Raw genomic sequence first — 26,805 nt, forward strand, 5'->3', positions numbered from 1 at the left:
CGATCCGGCGAGCACACTGGACCCTATGATGCGAAAACTGCTCCGGGCCATTCGAAGACTGTTGGGCGGCAAGGTAGCCGGAGGTGGTCCGCCCCGCGGCGGTAACGGCGGCGGCACGGCGGGCGTCCGCGAGCCGCGCCGACCGGTGCCGCCGGACAATCAGCTGGGCGGTACCCGGCCGATCGAACCCGATCCGAAGACGATCACCCTGCCTGACGCTCGGCAGTGACTCCAGCCGACTAGGTGACCGACGCGAGGGCGAACGGAAGGACGGCGTCCGCACCCGCCTTGCGCAGTGCGTGTGCGGCGAGGGTGAGGGTCCATCCGGTGTCGGAGAGCGCGTCCACCAACAGGATCGGGCCCTCGACGTCGGTGAGGTCGGGGACCTCCCAGGAGTCGAACAGGCCCGCGACGCGGTGAGCGGAGTTGGCGGCGGACACCGGTGGGCGGTCCGGGCGGGTCGGCAGCGTGCCGAGGTCGTGCATGCGGCCCACCTCGGCGAGGCCCGCGGCGAGGGTGGCGGTCAGCACGGGGTAGCGCGGGGATTCGAGGGCCATCACCGCGGTCGGGCGAACGGCCCAATCCCAGTCGCGCAGGACGGCGATGCAGGCCTCGAAGACCTTCTCGGGGATGGGATCGTCGGGCCCGTCGAGCAGGGTGCGCAGGCGCTGACCCCAGCCGAGATCGGTGAGCCTGCCGAGCACCCGCCCCGTCTCGGCCCCGCCGGTGATCTTGCCGGACAACGGAACTCCGAGTTTCGCCATGCCGGTGGGCCACTGCTTGCGCGGGCTCAGATCCAGGCCGGGCCGGTCGAGGCGGGCCCGGGTGGCGGCGACCGCGTCGGCATCCACCGTGACGTCGGGCCGGGTGCCGGTGCAGTTGTCGCAGCGCCCGCAGCCGGGCGAATCCGTTTGTCCCGCAGGCAATCCGGGGTCGTCGAGCTGACGGCGCAGGAACTCCATCCGGCAGGCGGTGGTCGACTGGTAGTCGATCATGGCCTGCTGCTCGACCTCGCGCGCCTCGGACAGTCGCTCGTAGCGTTCGGTGTCGTAGGTCCACGGCTGACCGGTGGAGATCCAGCCGCCGCGGACCCGGCGCACCGCACCGTCCACGTCCAGCACCTTGAGCACCATCTCCAGCCGGGAACGGTTCAGCTCGACCAGTGGTTCCAGCGCGGCCGTGGACAACGCCCGATCCGTGTCGAGCGCGTCGAGTACCGAGCGCACGATGTGCTCGCGCGGAAACGCAACGGAGGCAAAGTAACTCCAGATCCGCGCGTCTTCGGGTCCGGGCAGCAGCACCACCTCGGCCCGCTCGGTGGCGCGACCCGCGCGACCGACCTGCTGGTAGTAGGCGATGGGGGAGGACGGCGCGCCGACGTGCACGACGAAGCCGAGATCGGGCTTGTCGAAACCCATCCCGAGCGCCGAGGTGGCGATGAGCGCCTTCACCTCGTTGTTCAGCAGCGCCGCTTCCAGCGCCTCGCGTTCGGCGGGATCGGTCTGGCCGGTGTAGGCGGCGACGGTGTGGCCGTGCGAGTTCAGCACGTCGGCCAGATCATGCGCGGCGGCGACGGTGAGCGTGTAGACGATGCCGGAGCCGGTCAGGCTGCGCAGGTGCCCGCTGAGCCACGCGGTGCGTTCCACCGCGTCGTCGAAGCGCACCACCGACAGGTGCAGCGACTCGCGGTCCAGCGTGCCGCGCAACACCAGGGTGTCGGTACCGATCTGGGTGGCGACGTCGGTGACCACCCGATCGTTCGCGGTCGCGGTGGTGGCCAGCACCGGTACGTCCGAGCCGAGATCGGCGATGAGTGTACGAATCCGCCGATAGTCGGGCCGGAAGTCGTGGCCCCAGTCCGAGACACAGTGCGCCTCGTCGATCACCACGAGGCCGGCGTCGGCGGCGAGTTTCGGCAGCACCTGGTCGCGGAAGTCCGGATTGTTCAGTCGTTCCGGGCTGACCAGCAGTACGTCCACCTTGCCGGAGGCGACCTGCGTGTGGATCTCGTCCCATTCGGTGACATTGCCCGAATTGATGGTCGCGGCAACCACACCCGCTCGTTGCGCGGCGGCGACCTGGTTGCGCATCAGCGCCAGCAACGGCGACACGATGACGGTCGGCCCGCGCCCGGCCCCGCGCAACAGCTTCGCGGCGATGAAGTACACCGCCGACTTACCCCAGCCGGTGCGCTGCACCACCAGTGCGCGGCGCCGCTGCACCACCAGCGCCTCGATCGCCGTCCATTGGTCCTCCCGTAGCCGAGCGGCAGGTCCGGCCAGTTCGCGCAGCAAATGTTCCGCGCGCTCGCGAAGGTCGGGTGCGGTGAGGTCGATCGCCGGGACATCGGTCGCCGTGGTCATGGGCTCCATCGTGCCCGACGGTACCGACACGAACCGTGCTCGTCGCGCGCGCCCGCCCCGACCGTGCATGTCGCGGTCGATACCGATCGGACTCTCGGTATCCGCCGTGATGTGGCTTACACTGCCTGGATCGCTGCTATGTCGGCCGAAATCCCCGGCCACGGCGGCGTTCACCACAAGTGAGTGCGGTTCGAACGATACGAGGCTGCTGTCGACGCCGAGGACGAGTCGAATGAGCGAGACAACCGTGGCACGGCCCTCGGCGAAGCCGAGCGCAAGCGAGGCGCGGCCATGAGCAGTTATCTGCGACTACTGCGCGACTGGTGGCGTGACGGCGTCGACTACCGCTGGGTCGTGAACGCGCTCGCCGACCGCTCGGCGCTCGGCGTGGTGAAATTCGCGATCGGACTGTGCGGGCTGGCGACGCCGCTCATCAGCGTGTTGGTCGTGACGTCGTCGGCGGGCCCGCAGAGCGTGTTCGGCCGGACGGTGCTGTGGTGCATCGTGGCGCTGGCGGCGGTGTGGGTGGTGCGCTGGTGGTGGTTGCCGTGGCCGAACCGAGTCGAATCGCTGACGTTGTGCTTGATCGGCGACGTGTGCATCACGGTGGTCTGCGTGCTGAGCCCCGGCTATGTCGTCCGGTCGGTCGGCATGATGCTGCTGTTGATCGTCGGCATCTATGTCAGCGCGTTCCACAGCCCGCAGGTGCTCGCCGCGCACACGGCATGGTCGCTGGCTTCCGCGGTGGTGCTGTCGATTCCGCTGTTCGGCGTCGGCGACGCCGCGTCGGCGGTGATCATGATCCTCGGCATGGTCGCGGCCACGGTGGTGCCGCCGGGGCTGCAGTTCTGCTACTGGATGCTGCGCACCGACATGCTCTCCGACCCCTTGACGACCTTGCTGAGCAGGCGCGGGTTCGAGTACCACTCCGCGATGGTGGTCGGTGGGGCAGGCCCGGTGCCGGTCTGCGTGATGATGGTCGACCTGGACCGGTTCAAAGCCGTCAACGACACCTTCGGGCACGCCGCGGGCGACGAGGTGCTGGTGTGCACCGCCGACCGGTTACAGCACGCGGCCCCGGCGCGCAGCATCGTTTCCCGGCTCGGCGGTGAGGAATTCGCGGTCGTCGCCCGCCTGCCCGCCCCCAACGCGGTCGACGCCGCCGAGCGGTTGCGCGCCGCCGTCGCCGAACCCGTCGGGTCGATCTCGGTCACCGCGAGCATCGGCATCGCCGTCGCCGACGCGGGGGCCGACGGCTACAACCGCAGCCGTCAGCTGGTGCAGGATCTGATCCGCTGCGCCGACAGCGCGATGTATCAGGCGAAACAGCGTGGCGGCAATACCGTCGTGGTCGAGCACATCACGGCGTTGCAGGGCATCGACAACCACGATTCGACACAGCAGGTGTGAGGGCCGCGCGACTTTCAGGCTTGCGAGTCGGGCGGGGAGGTGTCCGCGGCGAGGGTGATCAGGCGGGCGCGCACCAGATCGGGACGCTCCTCGGTGATGAAATGCCCGCAGTTGGTCACGCGTTCCAGGGTGTAGTCGTCGGCCTGCGCGGTTTCCGCAGCGGCGAGCGAATGGTGAACGGCACTGTCGTCGACACCGAACAGCGCCCGAATCGGCACGGTGGCGCGGCGGGTCTCGCCGTTGCGGCCCGCGCGGGGCAGTTCGCGTAGCAGGAACGTGCGGTAGGTATCGGTCGCGGCGCGGGCCACTACCGGATCGCGGAACCGATCGGCATAGGCGCGCACCACTTCCGGGCCGAACTCCGCGTGGTTCTTCACGCCTTTGGCGAACATCAGGTGGAGAAACCGGGTGCGCTGATGGAGCAATGTGCCGAACGCGGCGACCGGCGGTTGATAGAGCATGAACCGCCACAGATGTGGCAATACGGTGCGCGGCGTCTGCCAAGGATGCGCCATGTTCAGCACCAGGTATCCGTCGAAGCGCTCGGGCTCCCGCAGCACCATGAGGTAACCGACGTAGCCGCCCCAGTCGTGGCCGACGAGCAAGACCCGATCGAGGCCGAGTTCGTCCAGCAGCGCGAGAACATCAGTGGCCACCTCGTCCTTGACCCACCGATGCGGCGCCGGACCGGACCAGCCGTAACCGGGGAGATCAACGGCGAGGATCCGCAAACCTTCCGGCGGATCGGCCAGCAGATGGCGGTAGGCGTAGTGATGTTGCGGCCAGCCGTGCAGCGCGAGCACCGGCCGACCGTCCGCCGGCCCGGCCTCGGTCACATGGAAGCGGATGCCACGCGCGGTGACGAAGGAGCGGCGGACGCCGGGAATTGCGGGCGGATCAATTGATTCGGTCGCTGCCGGAGTTGCTGAGCCGGAAATCCGCTGCCGCTGACGCATACTCGATGGTAACCAGCCGCGTCCCGATCGACCGCTGGGTAGCGGCGGCATTCGCCGCGAAATGACCATGAACGACGGACAATAAGTGCGGAAGGCACTCCCGGTACCGGGATCCGCGCAGGAGGCCAATCATGTCGAGCCAGTATCAGTCGCCGGCGGGCTGGTCGCCGCCGGGGGCCGAGTTCCAGAGTCGCAGCGGCTTCGGCCGCACGGTGATCGGCACGTTGATCGCGCTGGCGATCACGCCGATCGGGGTCGGGCTATCCGCGCACGGCGCGCTGGACACCCGGCAGTGGGTGATCCTCGGCAGCTCGGCGGACCGCTGGGGTTCGAACTTCCAGATCATGGGCGGTGCGGTGCTGCTGTTCCTGGTCGCGGCGCTGGCCGCGTTCTCCCCGGTGGGCACGGCCGTCGCGGGCCTGGTCTGGGGCCTTATCCCCGGGATCCTGCACATCCTGTTTCCGGAAGACACCTACCGGCAGATCGAGAACCTGCCGGAGCTGTCCGACGATTTCCATCTCGCACTACACAATTGGGTACTGAACGGCTTCGCGCTACTCACCGGCATGTTCCTGGTCGGCGCGGCCTTCGCGGCGGTCTTACGACGCAAGTGAATCGGCGCCGCGCCCACCAGCCGGTGGGCGCGGCCCGAGTTCACCCCTTGACGCAGAGCACCTGCCGCAGCGTCGCGACGACGTCGACCAGGTCGCGCTGCGCGGCGATGACCTCGTCGATGTCCTTGTAGGCGGCCGGGATCTCGTCGACCACGCCCGCGTCCTTGCGCGACTCGACGCCCTCGGTCTGGGCGACCAGATCGGCGACGGTGAACTGCTTCTTCGCCGCATTGCGGCTCATCCGCCGTCCTGCGCCGTGCGAGGCCGACTGGAACGAGGCCGGATTTCCCTTGCCGCGCACCACGTATGAGCGGGTGCCCATCGAACCAGGGATCAGCGCGAGCTCGCCCGCGCCCGCCCGGACCGCACCCTTGCGGGTGACCAGCATCGGAATGCCATCGATGAGCTCCTCGGCCACGTAGTTGTGGTGGCAGGAGATCGGCTGCTCGAAACGCACCGGACGCCCGGCGAATTCGTCGCGCACCGCGCGGCACACCAGGGCGAGCATCACCGCGCGGTTGCGTGCGGCATACTCCTGTGCCCAGGTGAGGTCACGCCGGTAGGCCGCCATTTCCGGTGTCCCGGAGAGGAATACGGCCAGATCGCGATCGGGCAGATCGACGTTGTGCGGCAATGTCCGTGCCACGGCCATGTGCCGCTCGGCGAGTTCCTTGCCGATATTGCGGCTGCCCGAATGCAGCAGGATCCACACCGCGTCGTCCTGGTCGAGGCAGACCTCGATGAAGTGGTTGCCGCCGCCCAGGGTGCCCATCTGCTTGTGCGCCTTGCCTTCTCGCGCCTGCACCCCGTCGTCGAGCGAGGAGAACGCGCGCCAGAAGTTATCCCAGCCCGCCCGCAGCGTCGCGGTGCTCGCGCCCAGCGCGGACACCTCGCCACCGAGCTTGGTCACGTTGACCGCGCTGTCGTGGGCGGTGAAGCCGACCGGGACGGCGGCCTCGATCCGGGACCGCAGCGAACGCAGATCGTCCGGGAGGTCCGCGGCGGTGAGGTCGGTCTTGACGCTCTCCATGCCGCAGCCGATGTCCACCCCGACGGCGGCCGGGGCCACCGCGTCCTTCATCGCGATCACCGAGCCGACCGTTGCCCCCTTGCCGAGGTGCACGTCCGGCATCACGCGGACGCCGTGGACCCATTTCAGCGCGGCGATATTCCGCAGCTGCTGCAGCGCGGCCTGCTCGACCGCGTGCTCTTCGGCCCACATGAGCGTCTGCGCGCGGGTGCCGCGCAGCTCGACGGGAAACATTGTTCGATCCTTTCGTTGGTTCGTGATCAACGGTAAAGATCGACGCGGCAAGGCGCACTCGAATAAATACGCGCCGCGGGCGAGTAATTCCACTCGGTGTCACCGAGCGGGGGTGCTCGGATAAGCATCCTCGGCGTTGATATGGGCGATGCCCGCGGCCAGGCGTTCGGCGTCGGCAGTGGTGATCAGGTCCTCGGCGAGCCATTCGTCGAGCAGTCTGCCGAGGCCGCGGCGCCACCAGAACGCGCCGAGAAAATGCAGTTCGGGCAGGCCGTAACCGTCCGAGGAGTAGCACAGCGAGCGAAAGGGGGCGAGTTCGAGCGCTTCGGCAAGCACGGCCTGCGCGCGGTGCCCCACATAGGGGACAGTGAGTCCGATATCCATCCGGACATGCCCGAAGGCGTGCGCCAGGTAGGCGGCATTGCGATGAAATGGCCAGCAGTGCAACAGCATCACGGTGAGGCCGGTGTTCGCGGTTTTGCGGAGAAAGTCGGTGAGCAGCAACGGATCCGCGCGAGGCAACCGCAGGTCGGTGTCGCCGAAACCGGTGTGGAATTGCAGGGGCAGGCCGAATTCGGCGCCGATGCGTGCGCCGAGCCCGACCAGCCAGCCGAGCAGGTCCGGATCGGTGAGGCGGTGTTCGGGGAACACGGCCTTCGGCGGTCGATCGCGCAGCGGGAAATCCAGCCCGGACCGGTAGGCGACGATGGACTTGAGTCCGACGGCATGGCGAGCACGGTCGCGCAGCCGAGCCTCGATCTCGTCGAACACCGCCCGTCCCGCGCCCACCTCGGCGATGACCTGCTCGGCGACCTGCTCGAGCCGTACGACCTCGCGTACCTCGCCCTCGGTGAGCGGGCTGAATTCCGCTGTGCCGCCACCGAATCCGGTGTCGATGAACCAGCTGGTGGTGCCGGTGGCGGCGAGCAGCCGGACGGCGACCTCACGCCAGCCGAGTTCGGCTCGATGGGCCAGATAGGCGTCGGCGCCGACGTGCGGCGGTAGGTCCAGCGCCGGTGCGCACCAGCGGCGCACCGCCAGGCCGATCGCGGAATCGAAGCTGCCGGTGGCGCCTTCGCCGAGTAGCTGCTCGAAACCGGCGCGGTCCACATCGTGGGGAACCACACCGTGGCAGTGGTGGTCGGTCAGGGTGAGGCCATCGGTCAGCACGTCAGAACCGCCAACGGGTCAGCACGACCAGCTGTTCCGGGCTGCTGTCGCGGTAGCGCTCGGCCTCGGCGCGGCGCACGGTGAGCAGTGCGTCGTGCAGTTCGGGACCCATCGCCTCGGCCAGCACCCTGGAGTCCGCCAGCCGGTCGGCGGCCTCGGCGGGGCTGGTCGGCAGCCTGCTGACACCGGAGACCATCAGCTGTTCGGCGTCGAAGGTGACCGGGTCGCCATTGATTTCGGCGGGCAGCCGTAACTCCTCGGCGAGGCCGGCCAGTCCGGCGGCGATGACCGAACCGACGATCAAATACGGATTCCCAGTGGCGTCGAAGCATTTGACCTCGGCGTTGGCCGCCCACTCCTCGGTACCGCGCACTCCGGTGACGAAACGCAGTGCCGCCTCGCGGGTTTCGCGGCCCCAGCACTGCCAGGTACCCGCCCATCGTGACGGCACCAGGCGCAGGAAACTCGCCGGATTGCCCGCGCCCACTGCGACCAGCGCAGGCAGTTCGCGCAGTACCCCGGCGAGGAACGCCTCGCCCGTCCGGCGCATCCCGTACGGACCGTCGCCGGTGGCGAACAGCGGGCCGTCCGCGTCCTGCGCGGAAAAGTGCAGGTGCGCACCGGATCCGGTGCCGCCCGGATCGAGACAGGGCGCCAGTAGCGCCCGCCAGCTGTGCTTCAGGCTCACCTGCCGAATGGTGTGGCGCACCAGCACCGCATCGTCGGCCGCGCCGACCGGGTCGGACGGTTGGACGGACAGCTCCAACTGTCCCGGTGCGTATTCCGGATGGAACTGGTCGACGAGGATGCCCTGCCGATCCAATATCGCGACCAGTTCCCGCGCGTAGTCGGCCACCCGCCCGAGCCGCAGCATGCTGTAGGCAGGTCCTTCCACCGCGGGGTAGTACTCCGCCAGGTCGTCCCAGCCGAGCGCCCATTCGGTCTCGAACGCCATCGACAGCCGAATTCCGGCCCGGCGTGCGGCCTCGTCCTGGCGGGCTGCGAACCCACGCTGGCAGGCGACGAAAGGGGTCCCGTCCTGGGTGTACTTGTTGGCGGGAGCCCAGGCCCAGCCCGGCTGACAGGCGAGCTCGGTCAACGCCGACAGATCCGGTATCAGCCGCAGATCGCCATCGGGCCCGCCCAGGTATTTGCCGACCGCCATCAGGTCGTCGAAGGCGAACGTCTCGAAGCAAGGGGAGACCCCTACCCCGTACCGCGCCGCCTGCCCCAGCCGCCGCATCGGCACCGTCTTCACCCGGGTGATCCCCGCATTGTCGACGAAGGTCAACGCGACGATCTCGGCGTCCAGCCTGTCGATCACCGCTTCGTTGTCGCCGTCGAACGGGATGCGCTCCGGCATGGTGGACATGAGCATCAACGATAGTCGGCAGACTGCCCGTCGGCGTTGCCTTTTCCCGCGGTGCTACTTCGTGGTGAGGGCGGCTGAGATTTCTTCTTCGGTGGGGATCGAGGTGCTCGCGCCGAGCTTGGTGGTTGCCAGCGCGCCTGCCGCTCCTGCCCAGGTCAGCGCCCATTCGGGGCCGCGGTGCCAGGCGGCGGCCAGTGCGCCGGTGAAGGTGTCGCCCGCGCCGGTGGTGTCGACGACCTCGACGCGGGGGCTCGGCTGGGACAGTTGCCGGCCGTCCGGGCCGCGATAGACCGCGCCGTCGGCGCCACGGGTCACGACCACGTGGGCGACCGGGTCGAGGTCGGCGCCGAGCTGTTCGGCTTCGCCCGAATTCACCACCGCCACATCGACATTCGCCCACAGTTCGGCGGGAAGATGTTGCACCGGGGACGGGTTGAGCAGCACCGTGGTGTCGTTCGCGCGGGCGTGCCGCGCGGCAGCGGCCACCGTATCGAGCGGAATCTCCAACTGGCACAGCAGAATATCGGCCGCGGCGATCGCCGCGAGGTCGGCCTCGGTGAGCTCGGTCATCCGGGTGTTCGCGCCGCCGACCACGATGATGCTGTTCTCGCCGCCACCGTCCACCACGATCGCGGCGACACCGCTCGGCCCGGCCACGGTCCGCAGCTGCTCGACACCCACCGACGAATCCGTCAGCGCACGACGCAGTTCGGCGGCGAACACGTCGTCACCGACCGCCCCGAGGAACTGCACGGCACCGCCCGCCCGCTGCGCGGCGATCGCCTGATTCGAGCCCTTCCCACCGGGCACCATCGCGAATCCGGTGCCGAGCACCGTCTCGCCCGGCACCGGCCGCCGATCGGTGGTCGCCACCAGGTCCATATTGATACTGCCGAGCACCGCGATCGAGGGAACGTCCGTCTTTTCGGCCATGCCGTAACAGGCTAGTAGAGCCGCTACAGCGGTGGTTCCGGCCCGGCGGCGGGAAAGTACGCTGTACCCATGACGGTAGGAACGACGACCGAGCCGGATGTCCGCGAGGTGGTGCACGAGGCCGCACGCAAGGCTCGTGTCGCGTCGCGTGTGCTGGCCCAGCTGACCACCGCGCAGAAGAACGACGCATTGCACGCGGCGGCCGACGCGCTGCTCGCCGCGGCCGACCAGGTGCTCGACGCCAACGCCGAGGACGTGCAAGCGGCGCAGTCGGCGAACGTCGAGGAATCGCTGATCGACCGGCTGCGGCTCACCAAAGCCAGGATCGACGGCATCGCCTCCGGCCTGCGCCAGGTGGCCGGCCTGCCCGACCCGATCGGCGAGATCGTGCGCGGCTCGGTGCTGCCGAACGGGCTGGAGGTCCGTCAGGTCCGGGTGCCGCTCGGCGTGATCGGCATGGTCTACGAGGCCAGGCCGAATGTCACCGTCGACGCGTTCGGGCTGACGCTGAAATCCGGCAACGCCGCGCTGCTGCGCGGTTCGTCCTCGGCCGCGCACTCCAATGCCGCGTTGGTCGCAGTGCTGCGCGAATCTCTTGTCGCCCACGGTCTTCCGGCCGATGCGGTGCAGTTGCTGCCCAGTGCGGACCGGTCCAGCGTCACGCACCTGATCCAGGCCCGCGGCCTGGTCGACGTGGTGATCCCGCGCGGCGGCGCCGGTCTGATCAGCGCCGTGGTCCGCGATGCCACCGTGCCGACCATCGAGACCGGCACCGGCAACTGCCACGTCTACGTGCACGCCGCCGCCGACCTCGAGATGGCCGAACAGATCCTGCTCAACGCGAAGACCCGCCGCCCCAGCGTCTGCAATGCCGCCGAGACGGTGCTCATCGACGACGCGATCGCGACCACCGCGGTGCCCAAGCTGATCGAGGCGCTGGAACGGCATGGCGTCACCGTGCACGGCGACCTGCCCGGCCTGGTGCCCGCGAACAGCAAGGACTGGGGAGAGGAGTACCTCACCCTCGATATCGCGCTCAAGGTGGTCGACGGCCTGGACGCGGCTATCGAGCACATCAACACCTGGGGCACCGGGCACACCGAGGCCATCGTCACCGGTGAGCTGGCCGCGGCCCGTGAATTCACCAGCCGGGTCGACGCCGCCGCCGTGATGGTGAATGCTTCGACCGCGTTCACCGATGGCGAGCAATTCGGCTTCGGTGCCGAGATCGGCATCTCCACCCAGAAGCTGCATGCCCGCGGCCCGATGGCGCTACCGGAGCTGACCTCCACGAAGTGGATCGTGTGGGGCGACGGCCAGATCCGGCCTGTTTAGGTAACAGGGGGCGACCAACCCCCGAGGAAGGACTGCACGTGGCCCCCATTTCCGAGACGACCCAGGAGCCGATCTTCAGCTCGGTCGACGATGTGATCGACCAGCTGGCGACCACGGGCTATCTCGCCGACAAGGCCACGGCCACCTCGGTGTTCCTGGCCGACCGGCTCGGCAAGCCGCTGCTCATCGAGGGTCCGGCCGGTGTCGGCAAGACCGAGCTGGCGCGGGCGGTCGCGCAGACCTCCGGCGCCGAACTGGTGCGGCTGCAGTGCTACGAGGGTGTCGACGAGGCGCGCGCGCTCTACGAGTGGAACCACGCCAAGCAGATCCTGCGGATCCAGGCGTCCAGCGAAAACGACTGGGAAGAAACGAAAGCCGACGTTTTCACCGAGGAATTTCTGCTGTCGCGGCCGCTGCTCACCGCGATCCGGCGCAGCGATCCGACGGTGCTGCTGATCGACGAGACAGACAAGGCCGACGTCGAGATCGAGGGCCTGCTGCTCGAGGTGCTCAGCGATTTCGCGGTCACCGTGCCGGAACTGGGCACCATCGTCGCGAGCCGCAAGCCCTTCGTGGTGCTGACGTCCAACGCGACCCGTGAGCTGTCCGAAGCACTCAAGCGCCGCTGCCTGTACCTGCACCTGGACTTCCCGGACGAGGACCTGGAGCGCCGCATCCTGGCCAGCCGGGTGCCGGAACTGTCCGCCGCCGTCGCCGCCCAGCTGGTGCGGATCGTGCACGTGTTGCGCGGCATGCAGCTCAAGAAGCTGCCCTCGGTCGCCGAGTCGATCGACTGGGGCCGCACGCTGCTCGCCCTCGGCATGCACGATCTGGACGACTCGGCGGTGCGGGCGACGCTCGGCGTCGTGCTGAAGCATCAGAGCGATCACCAGCGCGCGCTGGCCGAGCTGAAGCTGGCCTGAGGCGATGCCCGCGCGTTCGCAGCCCGCGCCCGATGCGGACCTGACCGCGCCGCACGGGCTGTCCGGTCATCTCGTCGGGTTCGTCGAAGCGCTGCGCGAACGCGGCATTCCGGTGGGCCCCTCGGAGACCGTGGACGCGGGCCGGGTGGTGACCGTGCTCGACCTGCTCGACCGGGACGTGCTGCGCGAGGGCCTCGCATGCTCATTGCTGCGCCGGACGACCCATCGCGCGACCTTCGACCGGCTGTTCGACCTGTGGTTCCCGATCGCGATCGGGGAGCGCAGCGGTGCCCGCGACGAAGTCGAGATTCCCCGGACTCCGACCGGTGATGTCGACATCGCCGCGCTGCGGGAACTGCTCGCAGAGCTGTTGAGCCAGGAATCGGCCGATGCGCAGCTCGAAGCGTTGGCCGCCCAGTTGGTCGAGCAACTCGGCCAGTACACGTCCGCGAGTGGCGCGTCGTTCTCGGCGTATCAGGCGTTGAAAGACGTTCAGCCGCAGACCTTGCTGGCCAAGATCCTGGCCGGCCTCGCGGTCGGGCCGGATACCAGCGCGTTCGATACCGAGATCGCTCGGCGGGCCGCGCGTGGCCGGATCGATGCGTTCCGGGCCTCGGTGGAGGCGGAGACGCGGCGCCGGGTGGCCGAGCGGATCGGGCGGGAGCGGGTCGCCAGCTACGGTGTCCCGCGCCAGTCCGAGGACGTCGACTTCCTGCGTGCCTCCGAATCCGAGCTGATCGAGATGCGGCGCAGCACCCAGCGCCTCGCCCGCATCCTCGCCTCGCGACTCGCGGTGCGGCGCAGGCATTCCCGTCGCGGCGAGATCGATATGCGCAAGACGCTGCGCAAGTCGATGTCGACCGGCGGCGTGCCCATCGATCTGGTGAACCGCAAGCCGCGGCCCGGTCGCCCGGAGCTGGTCCTGCTGTGCGATGTGTCCGGCTCGGTGGCCGGGTTCAGCAACTTCACCCTGCTGCTGGTCAGTGCGCTGCGCGAACAGTTCTCGCGGGTAAGGATTTTCGCGTTCGTCGACCAGACCGACGAGGTCACCCAGTTCTTCGATCCGCGCACGCAGCTGGACAAGGCGATGAACCGGATTTTCACCGAGGCCAAGGTGGTCGGGATGGACGGGCACTCCGACTACGGCAACGCGCTGGCCGGCTTCGCCAGAGACTTCCCCGATGCCGTCACCGCCCGCAGCTCGCTGCTGATCCTCGGCGACGCGCGCACCAATTACCGTGACCCTGAACTGGAAACACTGCGGGGGCTGGTGCGTACCGCGAAGCACGCGCACTGGCTCAATCCGGAGATGCGTACCAACTGGGGTTCGGGCGATTCCGCCGCCGACAAATACCAACAGGTGATCGAGATGCACGAATGCCGCTCGGCGAGCCAGCTGACGGCCGTGGTGTCGATGTTGCTACCGGTGTAGGAGCCGACATGGATGGTGCGCAACTGCTCGAATACTGCCTGGCGAAGCCCGGCGCGTGGCAAGACGAGCCGTGGGAGGGCGATGTGGTTGCCAAGGTCGGGGACAAGATCTTCGCGTTCCTCGGGGATACGTCGGTGGGGCTCAAATGTGGCCGCAGCCGGGAGGAGGCCGACGAGCTGACCCGGGTGTATCCGAACGACGTGGCAGCTTCGGCGTATATCGGGCGTTACGGCTGGAATGTGATCACGCTCGGCGGTGCGGTGCCGGGTGATGAGCTGCGCGAGCTGGTCGATCAGTCCTATGACGCGATCGTGCGCAAGCTGCCGAAGTCCAAGCGGCCGACCGGCTGACAGCTTTCCGCAGCCCGCTAGTCGAGACCATCAGCGTTCGTTAAGCGAACCATTGGGCGCTGCGGCAAGGATTGCCCACCATGGTGGAGAGAGCGCCCAATGGTGTGGCGGCGGTGGAGGACAGCTATACGTTCCAGGTGGATCTGCGGGGGATCGTCGACTTACTGTCTCACCACCTGTACTCCAGTCCACGGGTGTATCTGCGTGAGCTGTTGCAGAACGCCGTCGATGCCGTCACCGCGCGTGCTGGGCGAGACCGGTTGGCGCCCACGGCGATTCGGATCTGTATCGACGAGACCGGCCTGCGGATCGCCGATCCCGGGATCGGACTGACCGAGGCGGACGTGCACCGCTTCCTGGCGACCATCGGGCGCTCGTCGAAGCGGGACGACATCGAGGGCGCGCGGCGCGAATTCCTCGGGCAGTTCGGCATCGGCCTGCTGGCCTGCTTCACCGTGGCCGAGACGATCCGGGTGGTCACCCGCTCCGCCGACGACCCTGCGGCCGCGCCGGTCGAATGGCTGGCCGCCGCGGACGGCACCTACTCGGTGCGTTTGCTGGAACCGGCGGAGTACCCCGAGCCAGGCACCACGGTGCACCTGACGCCACGGGTCGGCGCGGAGTCATGGTTCGGCGCGCGCCGGGTGATCGAACTCGCCCGCGAGTACGGGTCATTGCTGCCGTACGCGGTGACGGTCGAGTCCGACGGCGTCATTGTGCCGGTCACCGACGGACCCGCGGTGTGGCATCGCGAATATTCGTCCGGCGTCGAGCGCCGCGCCGCGTTGCTCGAGTTCGGTGAGCGCGTCCTCGGCTTCGCGCCGCTCGACGTCATCGACTTGGACGCGGAACTGGCCGGCGTGCGCGGCGTCGCGTATGTGCTTGCGCAGCCGGGCAATCCGGCCGAGAGCAGCGCGCACCGGGTGTACCTGAAGGGCATGCTGCTCGGCGACGCGGTGCGCGGCCTGTTGCCGGACTGGGCGTTCTTCGTGCGCTGCGTGATCGACACCGACTCGTTGCGGCCGACGGCCTCCCGGGAGGGGCTCTACGAGGACGAACGGCTCGCCATCGTCCGTGAGGTGCTCGGCGATCGAGTGCGCGACTGGCTCACCGAGATTGCGGCCGAACAGCCGCAGCGGCTGGCTGCGTTCCTCGCGGTGCATGCCCTCGGGGTCAAGGCGATGGCCAGGCACTCGCCGGAGCTGTTCCGGATCATGCTGCCGCACTTGACCTTCGAGACCACCGACGGTCCGCTGCCGCTGACCGAGTTCGCGCGCAACCACCCGGTCGTCCGGGTGACCGCGTCCGTGGAAGAGTTCCGCCAGGTGGCCTCGACCGCTGCCGCGCAGGGGATCGGAATCGTCAACGGCGGCTACGCCTATGACCGCGAGCTGGTGGCGTTGCTGCCGCGGCTGCTGCCCGGCGTCGAGGTGATCGACCTCGATACCGACGCCATCACGGCCGCGCTCGACCCGATCGATCCGGCCGAGGAACTGGCGTTGACGCCGGTGCTGTCCATTGCCCGCGCGGTGCTGGATCCGCTGTCGTGCGACGTGATAGTCCGTGCCTTCCATCCTGTTTCGGTGCCCGCGCTGTATCTGGACGACCGCGGCGCGCGCAACGAACGCACCAGGGCCGAGACGGCGCTGGGCGCGGACGAGCTGTGGACCGAGATCCTCGGCGCGCTGGACGCCGCGGCGCCGCGTGCCCAGCTGGTGCTGAACCATCACAGCCCGGTCGTGCGCAGGCTGGCCCGGATCGGCGATCCGGCCTTCCTGAAGACGGCGGTGGAATCGCTGTACGGGCAGGCCCTGCTGATGACCCACCGCCCGCTGCGGGCGGCCGACACGGCGCTGCTCAACCGCGCCTTCGGCGAGTTCCTCAGCTGGGCGACGCAACGTGCCGCGGGCACCGGCGAAGAGACGGAGTGACAAGTGGATACCGCCGAGATCAAAGAGGCGCTCGCGCAGGTCTACTCGTTGCCGCATGGCCGACTACGCGTCGAGCGGCTGGAAATGCTTGCGGCGGCGGCGAAGCCGGCCACCGACCGGCTACTCGAAGGACGGGTGCTGCTCGAGCTCGCCCAGTCCTACACCTATGCGGGTGAGCGTGACCTGGCACCGGTCGCCTATGGCAGGCTGCTGCGGATCTACGACGAGTACCCGGCCGAGCTCGGCCTGCTGACGCATTCGGTGCACTGGTACCTCAAATGGATGACCTGGGGGCTGATCGACAATCCCGCGGTGCCGCCGACGACGGTCTACCGATGGTTCGACGAGCTCGAAAACCGTTACCGCCAGCGCGGATACAGCCTGCGGCCGGTGCTCGCCCTGCGTGCCGAACTCGCCAGAAAGCTGGGCGATGCCGAGCACGGTGCGCTGCTGCACGAGGAGGCGCTGGCGGCGCCGCGCGACGGCATGTCGGACTGCGATGCGTGCGAGCGCAACGAATGGGGCGCCGGCCGTGCGGCTTTGGGTGACGATGCTGGTGCGCTCGCGCACTGGCAGCCGGTCATCGACGGCGATCGGGTCTGCGCGGAGGAGCCGCACCGGGTATTGGCGCAGGCGCTGCTCCCACTGCTGCGCACCGGACGGGTTGCTGAAGCACGTGGCGCGCATTTGACCGGGTATCCGCTGGTGCGGCACAACGACAGCCTTCGGCCGTCCGTCGCGATGCACATCGAGTTCTGTGCGCTGACCGGCAATGAAGGACGCGGGCTGGAGATCCTGGCCGAACATGCCCGCTGGCTCACCGATCCCGGCGGGGACGCCGGTGCTCGGCTCGCCTTCATCACCGGGGTCTGCGTGCTGCTGCGCCGGCTCGACACGCTCGGCCTCGGCTATGTGCCGATCGCGGGTGGGACGGTGAATTCGCTCCTGGCGGAGCTGGATACGGAGATCGCGGGGTTGTGCGCGCGGTACGACATCCGTAACGGGAATGCTGCGGTGAGTACCGGCGTCACCGCTCGGTTGGCGAGACAGCCGTTGCTGGAACGACTTCCACTCGGACTGCGCAATCGGTTGCCGGGGGTGTCGGCGGCAGGTTGTCGTGCTGCGGATGGTGCCGGCGCGAGCGGGCCGGATTCGGCGGGCGCGGGCGCGTCGGCAGGCGGTGGCGGCCTCGAAGGCAGTTCGGGCCCGGATAGCGTCGCGCGAACGGGCGATGGCACTGCAACGAGCGGTGCCAGTTCTGTGAGCGCTGCAGGCTCGACGGGCGGCGCGGCGAGCGACGCGACGCTGACGGTCAGCACTGGGAGCGGCGGTGCTCCGGCCTCTGGTGCCGCGGTTGCCGGCAGTGCTGCCGCTGGTGTGCGCCGAACGGCGGTCCCGTCTTCCGGCGAGTGGGCTGAGGACGTCACCGCCGAAGCGGACAGGCGAAGCGAGGCGCGGCGGTTGGCGGAGCTCGGCGCCGCCCGGCTGGCCGATGCCCCGGAACAGGCCGAAGCTCGACTGCGCGAGGCGTTGACGCTCGGGTCCGGCGTGCTGCCCGCGGAACACCTGGCGCGAGTCAGCTCGCAATTGGTCATCGCGATCGCCGGACAACCGGATCGCGAGCTCGACTTGGCGGACGCCGCGGTGCGTGCCGCCGCTCGGTGGGAGGGGTTGTCCGAGCCGGACCTGCTGCACCACACCGTGATCGCCGCGCGTGCCTTCCATCGCGGTCGGCGGCACGGCGAGGCCGTCGCGCTCTTCGAGGAAGCTCTGGCGGCGAACGGGGTTCCTTACCCACCTGCCGAACTGGCCACGGTTCGCGCCCAGTTCGGCGAATCGCTGAACGCACTGCACCGATACGACGACGCCGCCCGGCAGTTCGCCCTCGGCGCTCTGCTGGTGGAGCGCGATCCCGAACGTCGCGCACTGCACGCCCAACTCGCCATGTCGGCGGCGACCGCGCTGGACTACTCCGATCACGACGCGGCGGCGGTGGCCGCGTATCAGCGGGCGGCCGAACTGTTCGGCGAGCTCGGGGACGTGGTGTCGCGAGCCCGGTGCGTGCGATCGGCGGCTTGGTTGCAGCTGTGGGGGTCCACGGCGGGGCCGGGCCGACCGTGGTTCGCCGCGATGCAGGCACTGATCACCGAGTTGGCCGAACTGGACGGCGGCTCGTCGAGCGACGAGGTCGCCGAGGAACTCGCCAGGGCCCGCCGGGAGCTGGCGGAAATGCTGGACGCCGAGGACCGGGACTGGGTGGCCGGGGAGTAGCTTGCCGCTCCCGGCCGCGGGGGGCAGACCGGTTAAGCTCGGCACTCATGCAAGAGACAGGTCGGCGCGGCCGCAAACTGGGCGTGATGGGCGGCACCTTCGACCCCATCCACCACGGCCACTTGGTCGCCGCCAGCGAGGTCGCGAATCGGTTCGAGCTCGACGAAGTGATCTTCGTCCCCACCGGTCAGCCCTGGCAGAAGGCGGATAAACAGGTCAGTCCGGCGGAGGACCGCTACCTGATGACGGTGATCGCCACCGCCTCGAACCCCCGATTCTCGGTCAGTCGCGCGGACATCGACCGGGGCAAGGTCACCTACACCGTCGACACGCTGCGGGAGATGCGCAGCCAGCATCCCGACGCCGAGCTGTACTTCATCACCGGAGCGGATGCGCTGGCCAACATCCTGACATGGCAGGATTGGGCCGAACTGTTCGAACTGGCGAGGTTTGTCGGGGTGAGCCGTCCGGGGTATGAGCTGAATACCGATCATCTCGAGGAACATCTGCGTGATCTTCCGGCCGATGCGGTGACCATGGTCGAGATCCCGGCGCTGGCGATCTCGTCGAGCGAATGCCGTCGCCGCGCCGCCGAGAATCGGCCGGTGTGGTACCTCGTCCCCGATGGCGTGGTGCAGTACATATCCAAGCGGCACCTCTATGTGCCCGCAGGAGCGGAAGGTAGCTGAGTGAGCGAGCGTAGCGGGGGGCAAGCATGAGTGCGTCTGTGGAGTCGGTGGAGATCGCGCAGATCGCGGCCCTGGCGGCGGACGAGAAGCTGGCACTCGACGTGGTGGTGCTCGATGTGTCCGAGCAGTTGGTGATCACCGACTGTTTCGTCATCGCGTCCGCGCCGAACGAGCGCCAGGTGAACGCCATCGTCGACAACATCGAGGACAAGTTGCGCGACGCCGGGCACAAGCCGGTGCGGCGCGAGGGGACCCGCGAGGGCCGCTGGGCGCTGCTCGACTATGTCGACGTCGTGGTGCACGTCCAGCACAACGAGGAGCGCAATTTCTATGCGCTGGAACGGTTGTGGAAAGACTGCCCAGTGGTGCCGGTGGACGGACTCGGCACACCCGAGGCGCGGGCCGCGGCGGTGAACGGTGCCGCGGAGAGCGATGCCGAGTGAGCGAGCGAATCGTCGATAAGTCAGCGTCCAGCGTCAGAAAGGCGCGACCGTGAGTAAGTACGCCGGCGTGCGCACCCTGATCCTGCTGCGCCACGGGCAGACCGAATGGAATGCCGCCGACCGGATGCAGGGTCAGATCGACACCGATCTCACCGAACTCGGCCGTCGTCAGGCCAAAGAAGCCGCGCGCGAACTGGTTTCGCGCAATGCGATCGCCATCATCTCCTCGGATCTGCGCCGCGCCTTCGAGACCGCCTCCGCACTCGCCGATCACACCTCGCTCGACGTGGTGCCCGATCCGCGACTGCGGGAAACCGATCTCGGCGACTGGGAGGGGCTCACCCACCTCGAGGTCGACGCCGACTACCCCGGCGCGCGCAAGGCCTGGCGGCTCGACGCCACCTTCCGGCCGCCGAACGGGGAGAGCAAACTCGAGGTCGGCGCGCGGTCGCTGCCGGTGGTGCGGGAACTGCTCGTCGAACGGCAGGACTGGCCCGGCCGGACTATCATCCTGGTGGCGCACGGCGGGCTGATCGCCGGCCTCACGGCCGCGCTGCTCGATCTGCCGCCAGCGAACTGGCCCGTCCTCGGTGGACTGGCCAACACCAGCTGGGTGCAGCTCAGCAGTCACGGTCCGAGCATCGACCAGCCCGGCTGGCGCCTTGACGTGTGGAACGCATCGGCGAAGGTGGCCCCGGATGTCCTCTGAAGACCCGATTCGGCAGGTGCCGGACGAACTGTTCCGTAAGGCGTCGGCCAAACCGGAACGTTCGATCCCGGACGCGCTGTTCGGCCCGCCCCCGGCACCCCCGGCGGTGGAGCCCGAAGCCGCTGAGTCGGGCACGGACGAGGGCGAGGCGCCCGCCGAACCCGAGGGTTCCGCGCCCGCCAGCTCGGTTGATCCGCCTCCGCCGGAGCGGGTAGCCGACGTTGCTTCGTCCGCTGCGCCATCTGCCGGCGACGAAACTGTCTCGGGCGCATCCGCCGAGGGCGTTGCGGAGTCGGCAGCGGCCTCGGTTCTGGTTGCGGGGTCGAGTGCCTCTCCCGAACCGCTCAGCGCCGCGGTCGGTTCGGCGGCGACTACCGATGCGGGAGCGTCCGGTGCCTCGGCCGACTCGGACGCGACTACCGCGGAATCCGCCACCGTCGATCCCGCGTCGGCGGGCGAGTCGGTCGTCGCTGCTGCCGACGCGGTCGCCTCGGCGGAGGTGGCGGCGACCGCGCGGCCCGTGCTGCTGGTGATCGCGGATTCGTTGTCCTACTTCGGGCCCAAGGGCGGACTGCCCGCGGATCATCCGCGGATCTGGCCGAACCTCGTTGGGGCCGAGCTGGATTGGGATGTCGAGGTGGTCGGGCGGATCGGCTGGACCTGCCGGGATGCCTACTGGGCGTTGATCGGTGATCCTCGAGTGTGGGCGGCCGTGCCGCGCGCCGGTGCCGTGGTGTTCGCGGTCGGCGGCATGGACTCGCTGCCCTCGCCGCTGCCGACCGCGCTGCGTGAACTGATCCGCTACGTGCGGCCGCCTGCCCTGCGCCGTCGTGTCCGGGCCACCTACACCTGGTTGCAGCCCAAGCTGTCGAAACTCGGTCGTCCCGTGGCGCTTCCGCCGAAGGTGAGCGTCGACTACCTGGAGCAGTCGCGGGAAGCGTTGGCGCACTTGCGGCCCGACCTGCCGTTCGTCGCGGTACTGCCGTCGGTGCACAACTGCGACGCCTACGGGCGCGTGCATGCCGGGCGCGAGCCCGCCGTCAAAGCGTTGCGGGCGTGGTCGGCCCGGACCTCGGTGCCGCTGGTCGATCTCGGTGAAGCGGTGCGCGACAACATCTTTTCCGGCGACGCGAACCCGGACGGCATCCACTGGGGCTGGGCCGGGCACACGGCCGTGGCCAACGCGATGGTGAAGACCTTGCAGGAGGTTCGGTAGTCCGTGGCCGTCGTGGTCGTGACAGATTCGTCCGCCAGCCTCCCTGCCGAACTCGCCGCCGAGCTCGATATCGCCGTCGTACCACTGCATGTGCTGATCGGTGACCGCGCGATCCGCGAGGGCGTCGACCCCATCGACATCGATTACAGCTCCGACACGGTGACCACCTCGGCGGCATCGCCCGGCGAGCTGCGCGCCGTCTACGAACAGGCCTGGGAGCTCAGCGGCGGCGATGGTGTTGTCGCGGTACATATTTCGCGCCAGCTCTCCGGGACATGGGAGGCGGGGCGGCAGGCCGTTCGCGACATGGACGCAGCCGACCGAGTTCGGCTCGTCGATTCGCTCGGCGCGGGCCTGGCCACCGGACTGCCGGTGCTGGCCGCCGCGCGCCGGGCGCGGGGCGGGGCATCGCTGGATGTCGTGTACGACACCGCAGTTGCGGCTTCGAGTCGTGCGCGCACGTTCATTCTGGTGAACCGCACCGAACAGTTGCGTCGCGGCGGTCGATTGAGTTCCGCCGCCGCGTTTTTCGGCAGCGAGCTGGTTACCAAGCCGCTGTTGCAGATCGTCGAGGGGCGGCTGGAACTTCGGGAGAAGGTTCGCACTCGGTCCAAGGCGTTCGCGAAACTTGTTGCGGCAGCGGTCGATGCGGCGGGCGAGGACGGTGCCGCCGTGGCCGTGCAGCACCTCGGCGCCGAAGACGCGGCGCAGACCGTCGCCGCCCAGCTCCGAGACCTCGTCCCCGGCATCCGTGAACTCATCGTCGCCGAATTCGGCCCCGCCCTGGGCATCCACCTGGGTGTCGGTGCCGTAGGCGTCCTAGTCCTCCCCGGCGGCTGCACCTAGCGGTCAGTGTGCTGCGGGGGCGGATCGGCGCAGAGCGTCGGCGCCGGTGCGGACGGCCGTCCAGTCCGTGTCGGGCCTGCGGTCGAGCGCATGGGAGAGCCATCGCGCTCGGTCGCGTTGTTCGTAGGCCAACTGGGCTGGGTCGATCTCGATACCTGGTGGCGGGCCGGAGCTTTCGAATTCGCGCAGCCGCGCTGACATGGCGGCGAGCAGGGCGCGATCGAATTCGATGACGGCCGTGCGGAATTCGTCGGTCGGGACGCTGACGCGGCCGGTCGACGGTCCGGTGAACTCGATTTCGCCCTCCGGATCCGCTGGGTAATGCCAGGCGACGGTGACGGTGTCGGCGCTGCCGTCGACGGTTCGCCACCAGCGCAGGTGCGGTCCGAACCACAGGTAACCGGTGTCGAGGGTGCGGTCGCCGTACCAGGTCGACGCGGCGTCGACCTCTGGGGTGTCCGCCAAGGACCAGTCCGTGGATTCGGCGGCGACGAAGTCGACCAGGTCGTTCGGCACCGGCTCCAGTGCGTTCGGGAGCAGCGTGAGGACGTCCTCCCACAGGCGGGCCACGTAGTACTCGACGTAGCAGTCGTGCGGAGTCTTGTGCCGTCCGGATTGGGTGCGCAGTAACTCGGTCGTGCGGTGGGAGAACCGGAGTAGGTGGTGGTCGCCGAGGTCGATGTAGTACCAGCCTTCGGTGAGCGCGAACCAGTGCAGAGTCCGGGACCGATCTCCGCACGGCCCGACTCGGTCCCACGGCGCCAAGCCGAAACGGAATCGGATCACGGGCCAAGTTTTGCACTTCGCGCAGCGCCACGCCCGACCGATCTGCGCGCCGTCGGCGAGTTGTGCACACCCCGGCAGTTGTCAACAGAACGGACGAATTCCCTGGTCGGTCACGATCTTTCGGCGCCACCCGGAACTACCGTCGCCCCCATGCCACGACAGGACGAACGCGAACGGATCCGGCGCCGGATGAGCGCACTGACCTGCCGCGTCGGCGCCAGCCGGACGGGAATCGCAGGCGCCGCCGAGGCCGCGCAACCCCTCGGCGGTCGCCGCGCGCAGTTGGCGAGCGCGCTGCCCGCGGTGCCCCGGATGTCGGGTGGACTCGGCGAATCGGCGCACGACCGATCGAGAAACGGTAGCGCGGGTCCTGGACGGTGGGATCTGGGAGAGCTGCCGTCCGATGACGAGGCGGACGATGGTGAGGTGCGTTCGCCGGGATGGCTGGCGGAACCCGTCACCACCGGATGGCGGGATCGGCTTGTGCCGGAGCGCTTTCGGGGCATGCGGCTGGATCCGGGACGCCGGGGGATGTGCACGCTGCTGTTGGTTGGGGTGGTGGCGATGGCGATAGCCGCCGTGGTGATATTTCGCGAGCGGCCCGTGGCGCGGCCGGTGCCACCGGTGCCCGCGGTGCGGACGACCACGGATCCCGCCGTCGCGCGATTGTCGGGTGCGGTGCCGCGGAGTCCGTCGGCCGCGCCCGGTGCCGCGCCGGCGCCCGCCGAACCAGGGTCGGCAGGCACCGAATTGGTAGTCAGTGTCGTCGGTTTGGTGCAGCGCACCGGTCTGGTGCGGCTGCCCGCCGGTTCCCGGGTCGCCGATGCCCTCGCGGCGGCCGGTGGTGCACGAGACGGCGCCGACCTCGCCGGACTCAACCTGGCACAGCGACTGCTCGACGGCGACCAGGTACTCGTCGGCCCACCCGGCCCCAACCCCGGCCCACCGCAACTCGGCAGCGCGACCATCAACTCGGGTGCCCGCCCTTCGGCCGCACCATCCGGATCCGCACAGCCGTCCACACCGTCGGGCCGGGTAGACCTCAACACCGCGACAGAATCCGAACTCGACGCCCTTCCCGGCATCGGCCCGGTCACCGCCAAAGCCATCGTCACTTGGCGCACCACCCATGGACGCTTCACCGACGTCGCTCAACTCGGCCAGGTCGACGGCATCGGTCCCGCGCGTCTGTCCCGGCTGCGTGAGCTGGTGAAGGTATGAGTGCGGTGGGCCGGAGTCAGCGACAAGTGCCCGGCGGACGCGGGCAGGACGCAGAACGGGATGACCCCGATGGCGAGGCACAGGTGCTCGATGCTCGGCTCTTACCCGCGGCGTTGTGTTGTTGGGCGGCAACGATTGTGGCGGTGACAGCCGGGTGGGTGGCTGGGCTGTGGCTCGCGGTGGCGTTGATCGCGCTGGCGATCGGGCTGTGGGTGCTGCTGCTGTCGGCGATGGCGCATCCGGGGGAGCGGCACCGGGCCGTTGCGGTGGTGGCGTTGACCGCGGTACTGCTGGCGGGCGGGTTCGCGGTGGCCGCGGCGTGGCGGGAACATCGGGTGGCCACGCATCCATTGCGAGCCGTTGCGGGGATTTCGCTGCGGGTGGTGGTGACGCCCAACGACGATCCGAAGCCGGTGCGTGGCAGTTCGTTCGGGGGCAGCCGGTGGGTTGTGCGGGCAAGTCTGGACGAGTATCGGCTCGGCGCGACGACGGTGCGAACCGGTGGCGCGGTGGTGGTGCTGGCCTCGGGCGAAGTATGGGCGCAATTGCTGCCCGGACAGGCGGTCGAGTTCCAGGCGCGAGTCGATCGTCCACGGGGTCGTGATCTCACGGTGGCGACGCTGCTGGCCCAGGGGCCACCGCAGGTTGTCGGCGCCTTGCCGTGGTGGCAACGTGTAGCCCAGTCGATCCGTACGGATTTCGCGACCGCGACAGCTCGGGCGTTGCCCGCGGAACCGGCCGGGTTGTTGCCCGCGCTGGTCGATGGGGACACCTCCGCCCTGCCCGAAGAGCTTCGTGAAGAGTTCGATATCGCTGGTCTGGGTCATCTCTGTGTGGTCAGCGGCGCCAATTTCACCATCCTGCTCGGGGCCGTGCTGCTGGTAGTGCGGGTGCTGACCCTCGGTCCGCGCACCGGGGCGCTGGTCGCGGGGGCAGCGCTGGTGCTGTTCGTGATCGTCGCGCGGCCCGATCCGAGTGTGCTGCGCGCTGGAGCGATGGGCGCGATCACCCTGCTGGCCTTGGTAACCGGGCGTCGAAAGCAGGCGCTGCCTGCGCTGTGCGCAGCGGTCATCGGTCTGCTTGCCGTGTGGCCGGCGCTCGCGGTTTCGGTCGGCTTCGCCTTGTCGGTGTGCGCGACCGCCGGGTTGATCCTGCTGGCACCGAGTTGGGCCGACTGGCTGCGTGCGCGGGGTTGGCGGCGTGTGCCTGCCGAGATCGTCGCGGTGGCGGCGGGTGCTTTCGTCGTCACCACGCCGCTCATGGTCGCGTTGGACGGGCAGCTCAGCCTGGTCGCGATTCTCGCGAATGTGCTGGTGGCGCCCGTTATCGCGCCAATAACGATCATCGGGGCGCTCGGCGCGGTGCTGTCCTGCCTCTGGTCGCCGCTCGCCGAACTCGTACTGCGTTGCGCCGCACCGCCGATGTGGTGGCTGCTGTTCGTCGCCGAGCGCGCGGCCGATGTGCCCGGCGCGTCCATCGGGGTGCCAGGCGGAGTGTTCGGCGGAATCGTCGCCCTCATAGTTGTCGCCGCAGTCGTTGTTGCGTTGCGATTCGCCGCCATCCGCAGGGTGCTCCTGACCGTGGCGTTCGGCGTTGCGGTGGTGCTGATCCCGGTGCGAATCTGGCATCCCGGCTGGCCACCGTCGGGCTGGGTGCTGGCTGCCTGCGATGTCGGTCAAGGTGATGGACTCGCGCTGTCGGTCGGGGACGGCACCGCAGTGGTCATCGATGTCGGGCCGGAGCCAAGGCCGATCCGGAACTGTTTGGACCGCTTGCACATATCGCGAATCGCGCTACTCGTGCTGACGCATCCCCACGCTGACCACATCGGCGGTATCAACGGCGCGGTGGACGGACGCGCCGTGGCCGCCGTGGCGGTGGGGGCGCACGAGCTCGGTGCGGTGAAACCGGGTACCCACGGTGCGTCGCTCGCTGGAGACGCTCGGTCGGCGTCGGCTGATCGCGAGGCTTCGTCGAGCAAAGCGGCGCAGCGGAGAGGACACGGTGAAGGGCTTGCCCACGTGGTAGGTGTTGCCCAGGATGCGGAGATCCCGATCATGGAGTTATCGGCGGGACAGCTATTCCGGTTCGGCACAGTCGAATTAGAGGTCCTCGCTCCCGAGGTGGATGGGCTACGACCGACCCCCGGTGCCGAAGCCGAGGAAGCCAACGACCGCTCGGTCGTCCTAGCGGCGACCACCCCAGCGGGACGAATCCTCCTCACCGGAGACATCGAAGCCCCCGCACAACGTGCACTACTGCAAACCGGTATCTCACTACAGGCAGACATTCTGAAGCTCCCACACCACGGATCCCGAACCACCACAAAGGAATTCCTCGCCGCAGTAGGACCACGGCTGACCGTGATCAGCGTCGGCACCGAGAACACCTTCGGACATCCGAACCCCGGCATCCTCACGGAGTTATCCGCCCTCGGCACAAATGTGGTGCGTACAGACCAGCGAGGAGACGTGCTGATCCTGGGCGACGAGCCGGAGCTTCGGATGGTGAGCTCGCGATGAGCTTCCTGTGCGGCAAGGCAAATTGGCACACGTCAGGTGCGGGCATCAA

General features: G+C 68.9%; 23 protein-coding genes. 16 read left to right on the forward strand and 7 right to left on the reverse strand.

Annotated elements, in window-relative coordinates; translation table 11 throughout:
• Positions 1–25 precede the first annotated feature (25 nt).
• Complete coding sequence (locus DMB37_RS29860; RefSeq protein ID WP_135235524.1) at positions 26–229, forward strand: hypothetical protein; 204 nt, start codon at positions 26–28, stop codon at positions 227–229.
• 10 nt (positions 230–239) lie between these two features.
• Here DMB37_RS29860 and DMB37_RS29865 read toward each other — a convergent pair whose 3' ends face one another.
• Positions 240–2,363 (reverse strand): ATP-dependent DNA helicase RecQ, encoded by a 2,124-nt coding sequence (locus DMB37_RS29865; RefSeq protein ID WP_135235525.1) that lies wholly within the window; start codon positions 2,361–2,363, stop codon positions 240–242.
• Between the two features lie 183 nt (positions 2,364–2,546).
• On the opposite strand from DMB37_RS29865, the gene DMB37_RS29870 reads away from it, so the two are divergent.
• Positions 2,547–3,773, forward strand: coding sequence for a GGDEF domain-containing protein (locus tag DMB37_RS29870; RefSeq protein ID WP_135235526.1), 1,227 nt, complete (start codon positions 2,547–2,549; stop codon positions 3,771–3,773).
• 14 nt (positions 3,774–3,787) lie between these two features.
• Here DMB37_RS29870 and DMB37_RS29875 read toward each other — a convergent pair whose 3' ends face one another.
• Positions 3,788–4,729 (reverse strand): alpha/beta fold hydrolase, encoded by a 942-nt coding sequence (locus DMB37_RS29875; protein WP_135235527.1) that lies wholly within the window; start codon positions 4,727–4,729, stop codon positions 3,788–3,790.
• A 131-nt stretch (positions 4,730–4,860) separates the two neighbouring features.
• Between DMB37_RS29875 and DMB37_RS29880 the strand changes: the two genes are divergently transcribed.
• On the forward strand, positions 4,861–5,343 hold the full coding sequence (locus tag DMB37_RS29880) for a hypothetical protein (protein WP_135235528.1): 483 nt from the start codon (positions 4,861–4,863) through the stop codon (positions 5,341–5,343).
• A gap of 40 nt (positions 5,344–5,383) precedes the next feature.
• Here the strand turns inward: DMB37_RS29880 and DMB37_RS29885 are convergent, their stop codons facing one another.
• From DMB37_RS29885 to DMB37_RS29900, 4 genes are all read right to left on the reverse strand, one after another.
• On the reverse strand, positions 5,384–6,607 hold the full coding sequence (locus DMB37_RS29885; RefSeq protein WP_135235529.1) for an RtcB family protein: 1,224 nt from the start codon (positions 6,605–6,607) through the stop codon (positions 5,384–5,386).
• A gap of 99 nt (positions 6,608–6,706) precedes the next feature.
• The gene (locus DMB37_RS29890; protein WP_135235530.1) at positions 6,707–7,777 is read right to left on the reverse strand and encodes an amidohydrolase family protein; all 1,071 of its coding nucleotides are present in this window, start codon (positions 7,775–7,777) and stop codon (positions 6,707–6,709) included.
• 1 nt (position 7,778) lies between these two features.
• Complete coding sequence (locus DMB37_RS29895) at positions 7,779–9,149, reverse strand: glutamine synthetase family protein (protein ID WP_135235531.1); 1,371 nt, start codon at positions 9,147–9,149, stop codon at positions 7,779–7,781.
• 54 nt (positions 9,150–9,203) lie between these two features.
• Positions 9,204–10,082 (reverse strand): ribokinase, encoded by an 879-nt coding sequence (locus DMB37_RS29900; RefSeq protein ID WP_135235532.1) that lies wholly within the window; start codon positions 10,080–10,082, stop codon positions 9,204–9,206.
• Positions 10,083–10,151: 69 nt separating this feature from the next.
• On the opposite strand from DMB37_RS29900, the gene DMB37_RS29905 reads away from it, so the two are divergent.
• From DMB37_RS29905 to DMB37_RS29955, 11 genes are all read left to right on the forward strand, one after another.
• Positions 10,152–11,417, forward strand: a complete 1,266-nt coding sequence (locus DMB37_RS29905) for a glutamate-5-semialdehyde dehydrogenase (RefSeq protein WP_107654836.1) — start codon at positions 10,152–10,154, stop codon at positions 11,415–11,417.
• A 38-nt stretch (positions 11,418–11,455) separates the two neighbouring features.
• Positions 11,456–12,340 (forward strand): MoxR family ATPase, encoded by an 885-nt coding sequence (locus DMB37_RS29910; protein ID WP_199856575.1) that lies wholly within the window; start codon positions 11,456–11,458, stop codon positions 12,338–12,340.
• 4 nt (positions 12,341–12,344) lie between these two features.
• Complete coding sequence (locus DMB37_RS29915; RefSeq protein WP_135235533.1) at positions 12,345–13,772, forward strand: VWA domain-containing protein; 1,428 nt, start codon at positions 12,345–12,347, stop codon at positions 13,770–13,772.
• An 8-nt stretch (positions 13,773–13,780) separates the two neighbouring features.
• On the forward strand, positions 13,781–14,122 hold the full coding sequence (locus DMB37_RS29920) for an MmcQ/YjbR family DNA-binding protein (RefSeq protein ID WP_135235534.1): 342 nt from the start codon (positions 13,781–13,783) through the stop codon (positions 14,120–14,122).
• An 80-nt stretch (positions 14,123–14,202) separates the two neighbouring features.
• Positions 14,203–16,053 (forward strand): HSP90 family protein, encoded by a 1,851-nt coding sequence (locus DMB37_RS29925; protein WP_135235535.1) that lies wholly within the window; start codon positions 14,203–14,205, stop codon positions 16,051–16,053.
• Between the two features lie 3 nt (positions 16,054–16,056).
• Positions 16,057–18,324 (forward strand): hypothetical protein, encoded by a 2,268-nt coding sequence (locus DMB37_RS41015; RefSeq protein ID WP_206055033.1) that lies wholly within the window; start codon positions 16,057–16,059, stop codon positions 18,322–18,324.
• Between the two features lie 47 nt (positions 18,325–18,371).
• Positions 18,372–19,013, forward strand: coding sequence for a nicotinate-nucleotide adenylyltransferase (gene nadD / locus DMB37_RS29935; protein WP_135235536.1), 642 nt, complete (start codon positions 18,372–18,374; stop codon positions 19,011–19,013).
• A gap of 26 nt (positions 19,014–19,039) precedes the next feature.
• The gene (gene rsfS / locus DMB37_RS29940) at positions 19,040–19,456 is read left to right on the forward strand and encodes a ribosome silencing factor (RefSeq protein ID WP_135235537.1); all 417 of its coding nucleotides are present in this window, start codon (positions 19,040–19,042) and stop codon (positions 19,454–19,456) included.
• A gap of 49 nt (positions 19,457–19,505) precedes the next feature.
• The gene (locus DMB37_RS29945) at positions 19,506–20,165 is read left to right on the forward strand and encodes a histidine phosphatase family protein (RefSeq protein ID WP_107654842.1); all 660 of its coding nucleotides are present in this window, start codon (positions 19,506–19,508) and stop codon (positions 20,163–20,165) included.
• A 499-nt stretch (positions 20,166–20,664) separates the two neighbouring features.
• Positions 20,665–21,381, forward strand: a complete 717-nt coding sequence (gene octT / locus DMB37_RS42005) for a diglucosylglycerate octanoyltransferase (protein WP_135237904.1) — start codon at positions 20,665–20,667, stop codon at positions 21,379–21,381.
• Between the two features lie 3 nt (positions 21,382–21,384).
• Complete coding sequence (locus tag DMB37_RS29955) at positions 21,385–22,227, forward strand: DegV family protein (RefSeq protein WP_135235538.1); 843 nt, start codon at positions 21,385–21,387, stop codon at positions 22,225–22,227.
• Positions 22,228–22,230: 3 nt separating this feature from the next.
• On the opposite strand, the gene DMB37_RS29960 is transcribed toward DMB37_RS29955, so the two are convergent.
• Positions 22,231–23,013 (reverse strand): DUF5984 family protein, encoded by a 783-nt coding sequence (locus tag DMB37_RS29960; RefSeq protein ID WP_135235539.1) that lies wholly within the window; start codon positions 23,011–23,013, stop codon positions 22,231–22,233.
• Positions 23,014–23,163: 150 nt separating this feature from the next.
• Between DMB37_RS29960 and DMB37_RS29965 the strand changes: the two genes are divergently transcribed.
• Together DMB37_RS29965 and DMB37_RS29970 are read left to right on the forward strand one after the other, a co-directional pair.
• Positions 23,164–24,234, forward strand: a complete 1,071-nt coding sequence (locus tag DMB37_RS29965; RefSeq protein WP_135235540.1) for a ComEA family DNA-binding protein — start codon at positions 23,164–23,166, stop codon at positions 24,232–24,234.
• A 143-nt stretch (positions 24,235–24,377) separates the two neighbouring features.
• Positions 24,378–26,756, forward strand: coding sequence for a ComEC/Rec2 family competence protein (locus tag DMB37_RS29970; RefSeq protein ID WP_240771714.1), 2,379 nt, complete (start codon positions 24,378–24,380; stop codon positions 26,754–26,756).
• Positions 26,757–26,805: the final 49 nt, after the last annotated feature.

The organism is Nocardia sp. CS682 (assembly GCF_004634405.1).
GTDB lineage: Bacteria > Actinomycetota > Actinomycetes > Mycobacteriales > Mycobacteriaceae > Nocardia > Nocardia ninae.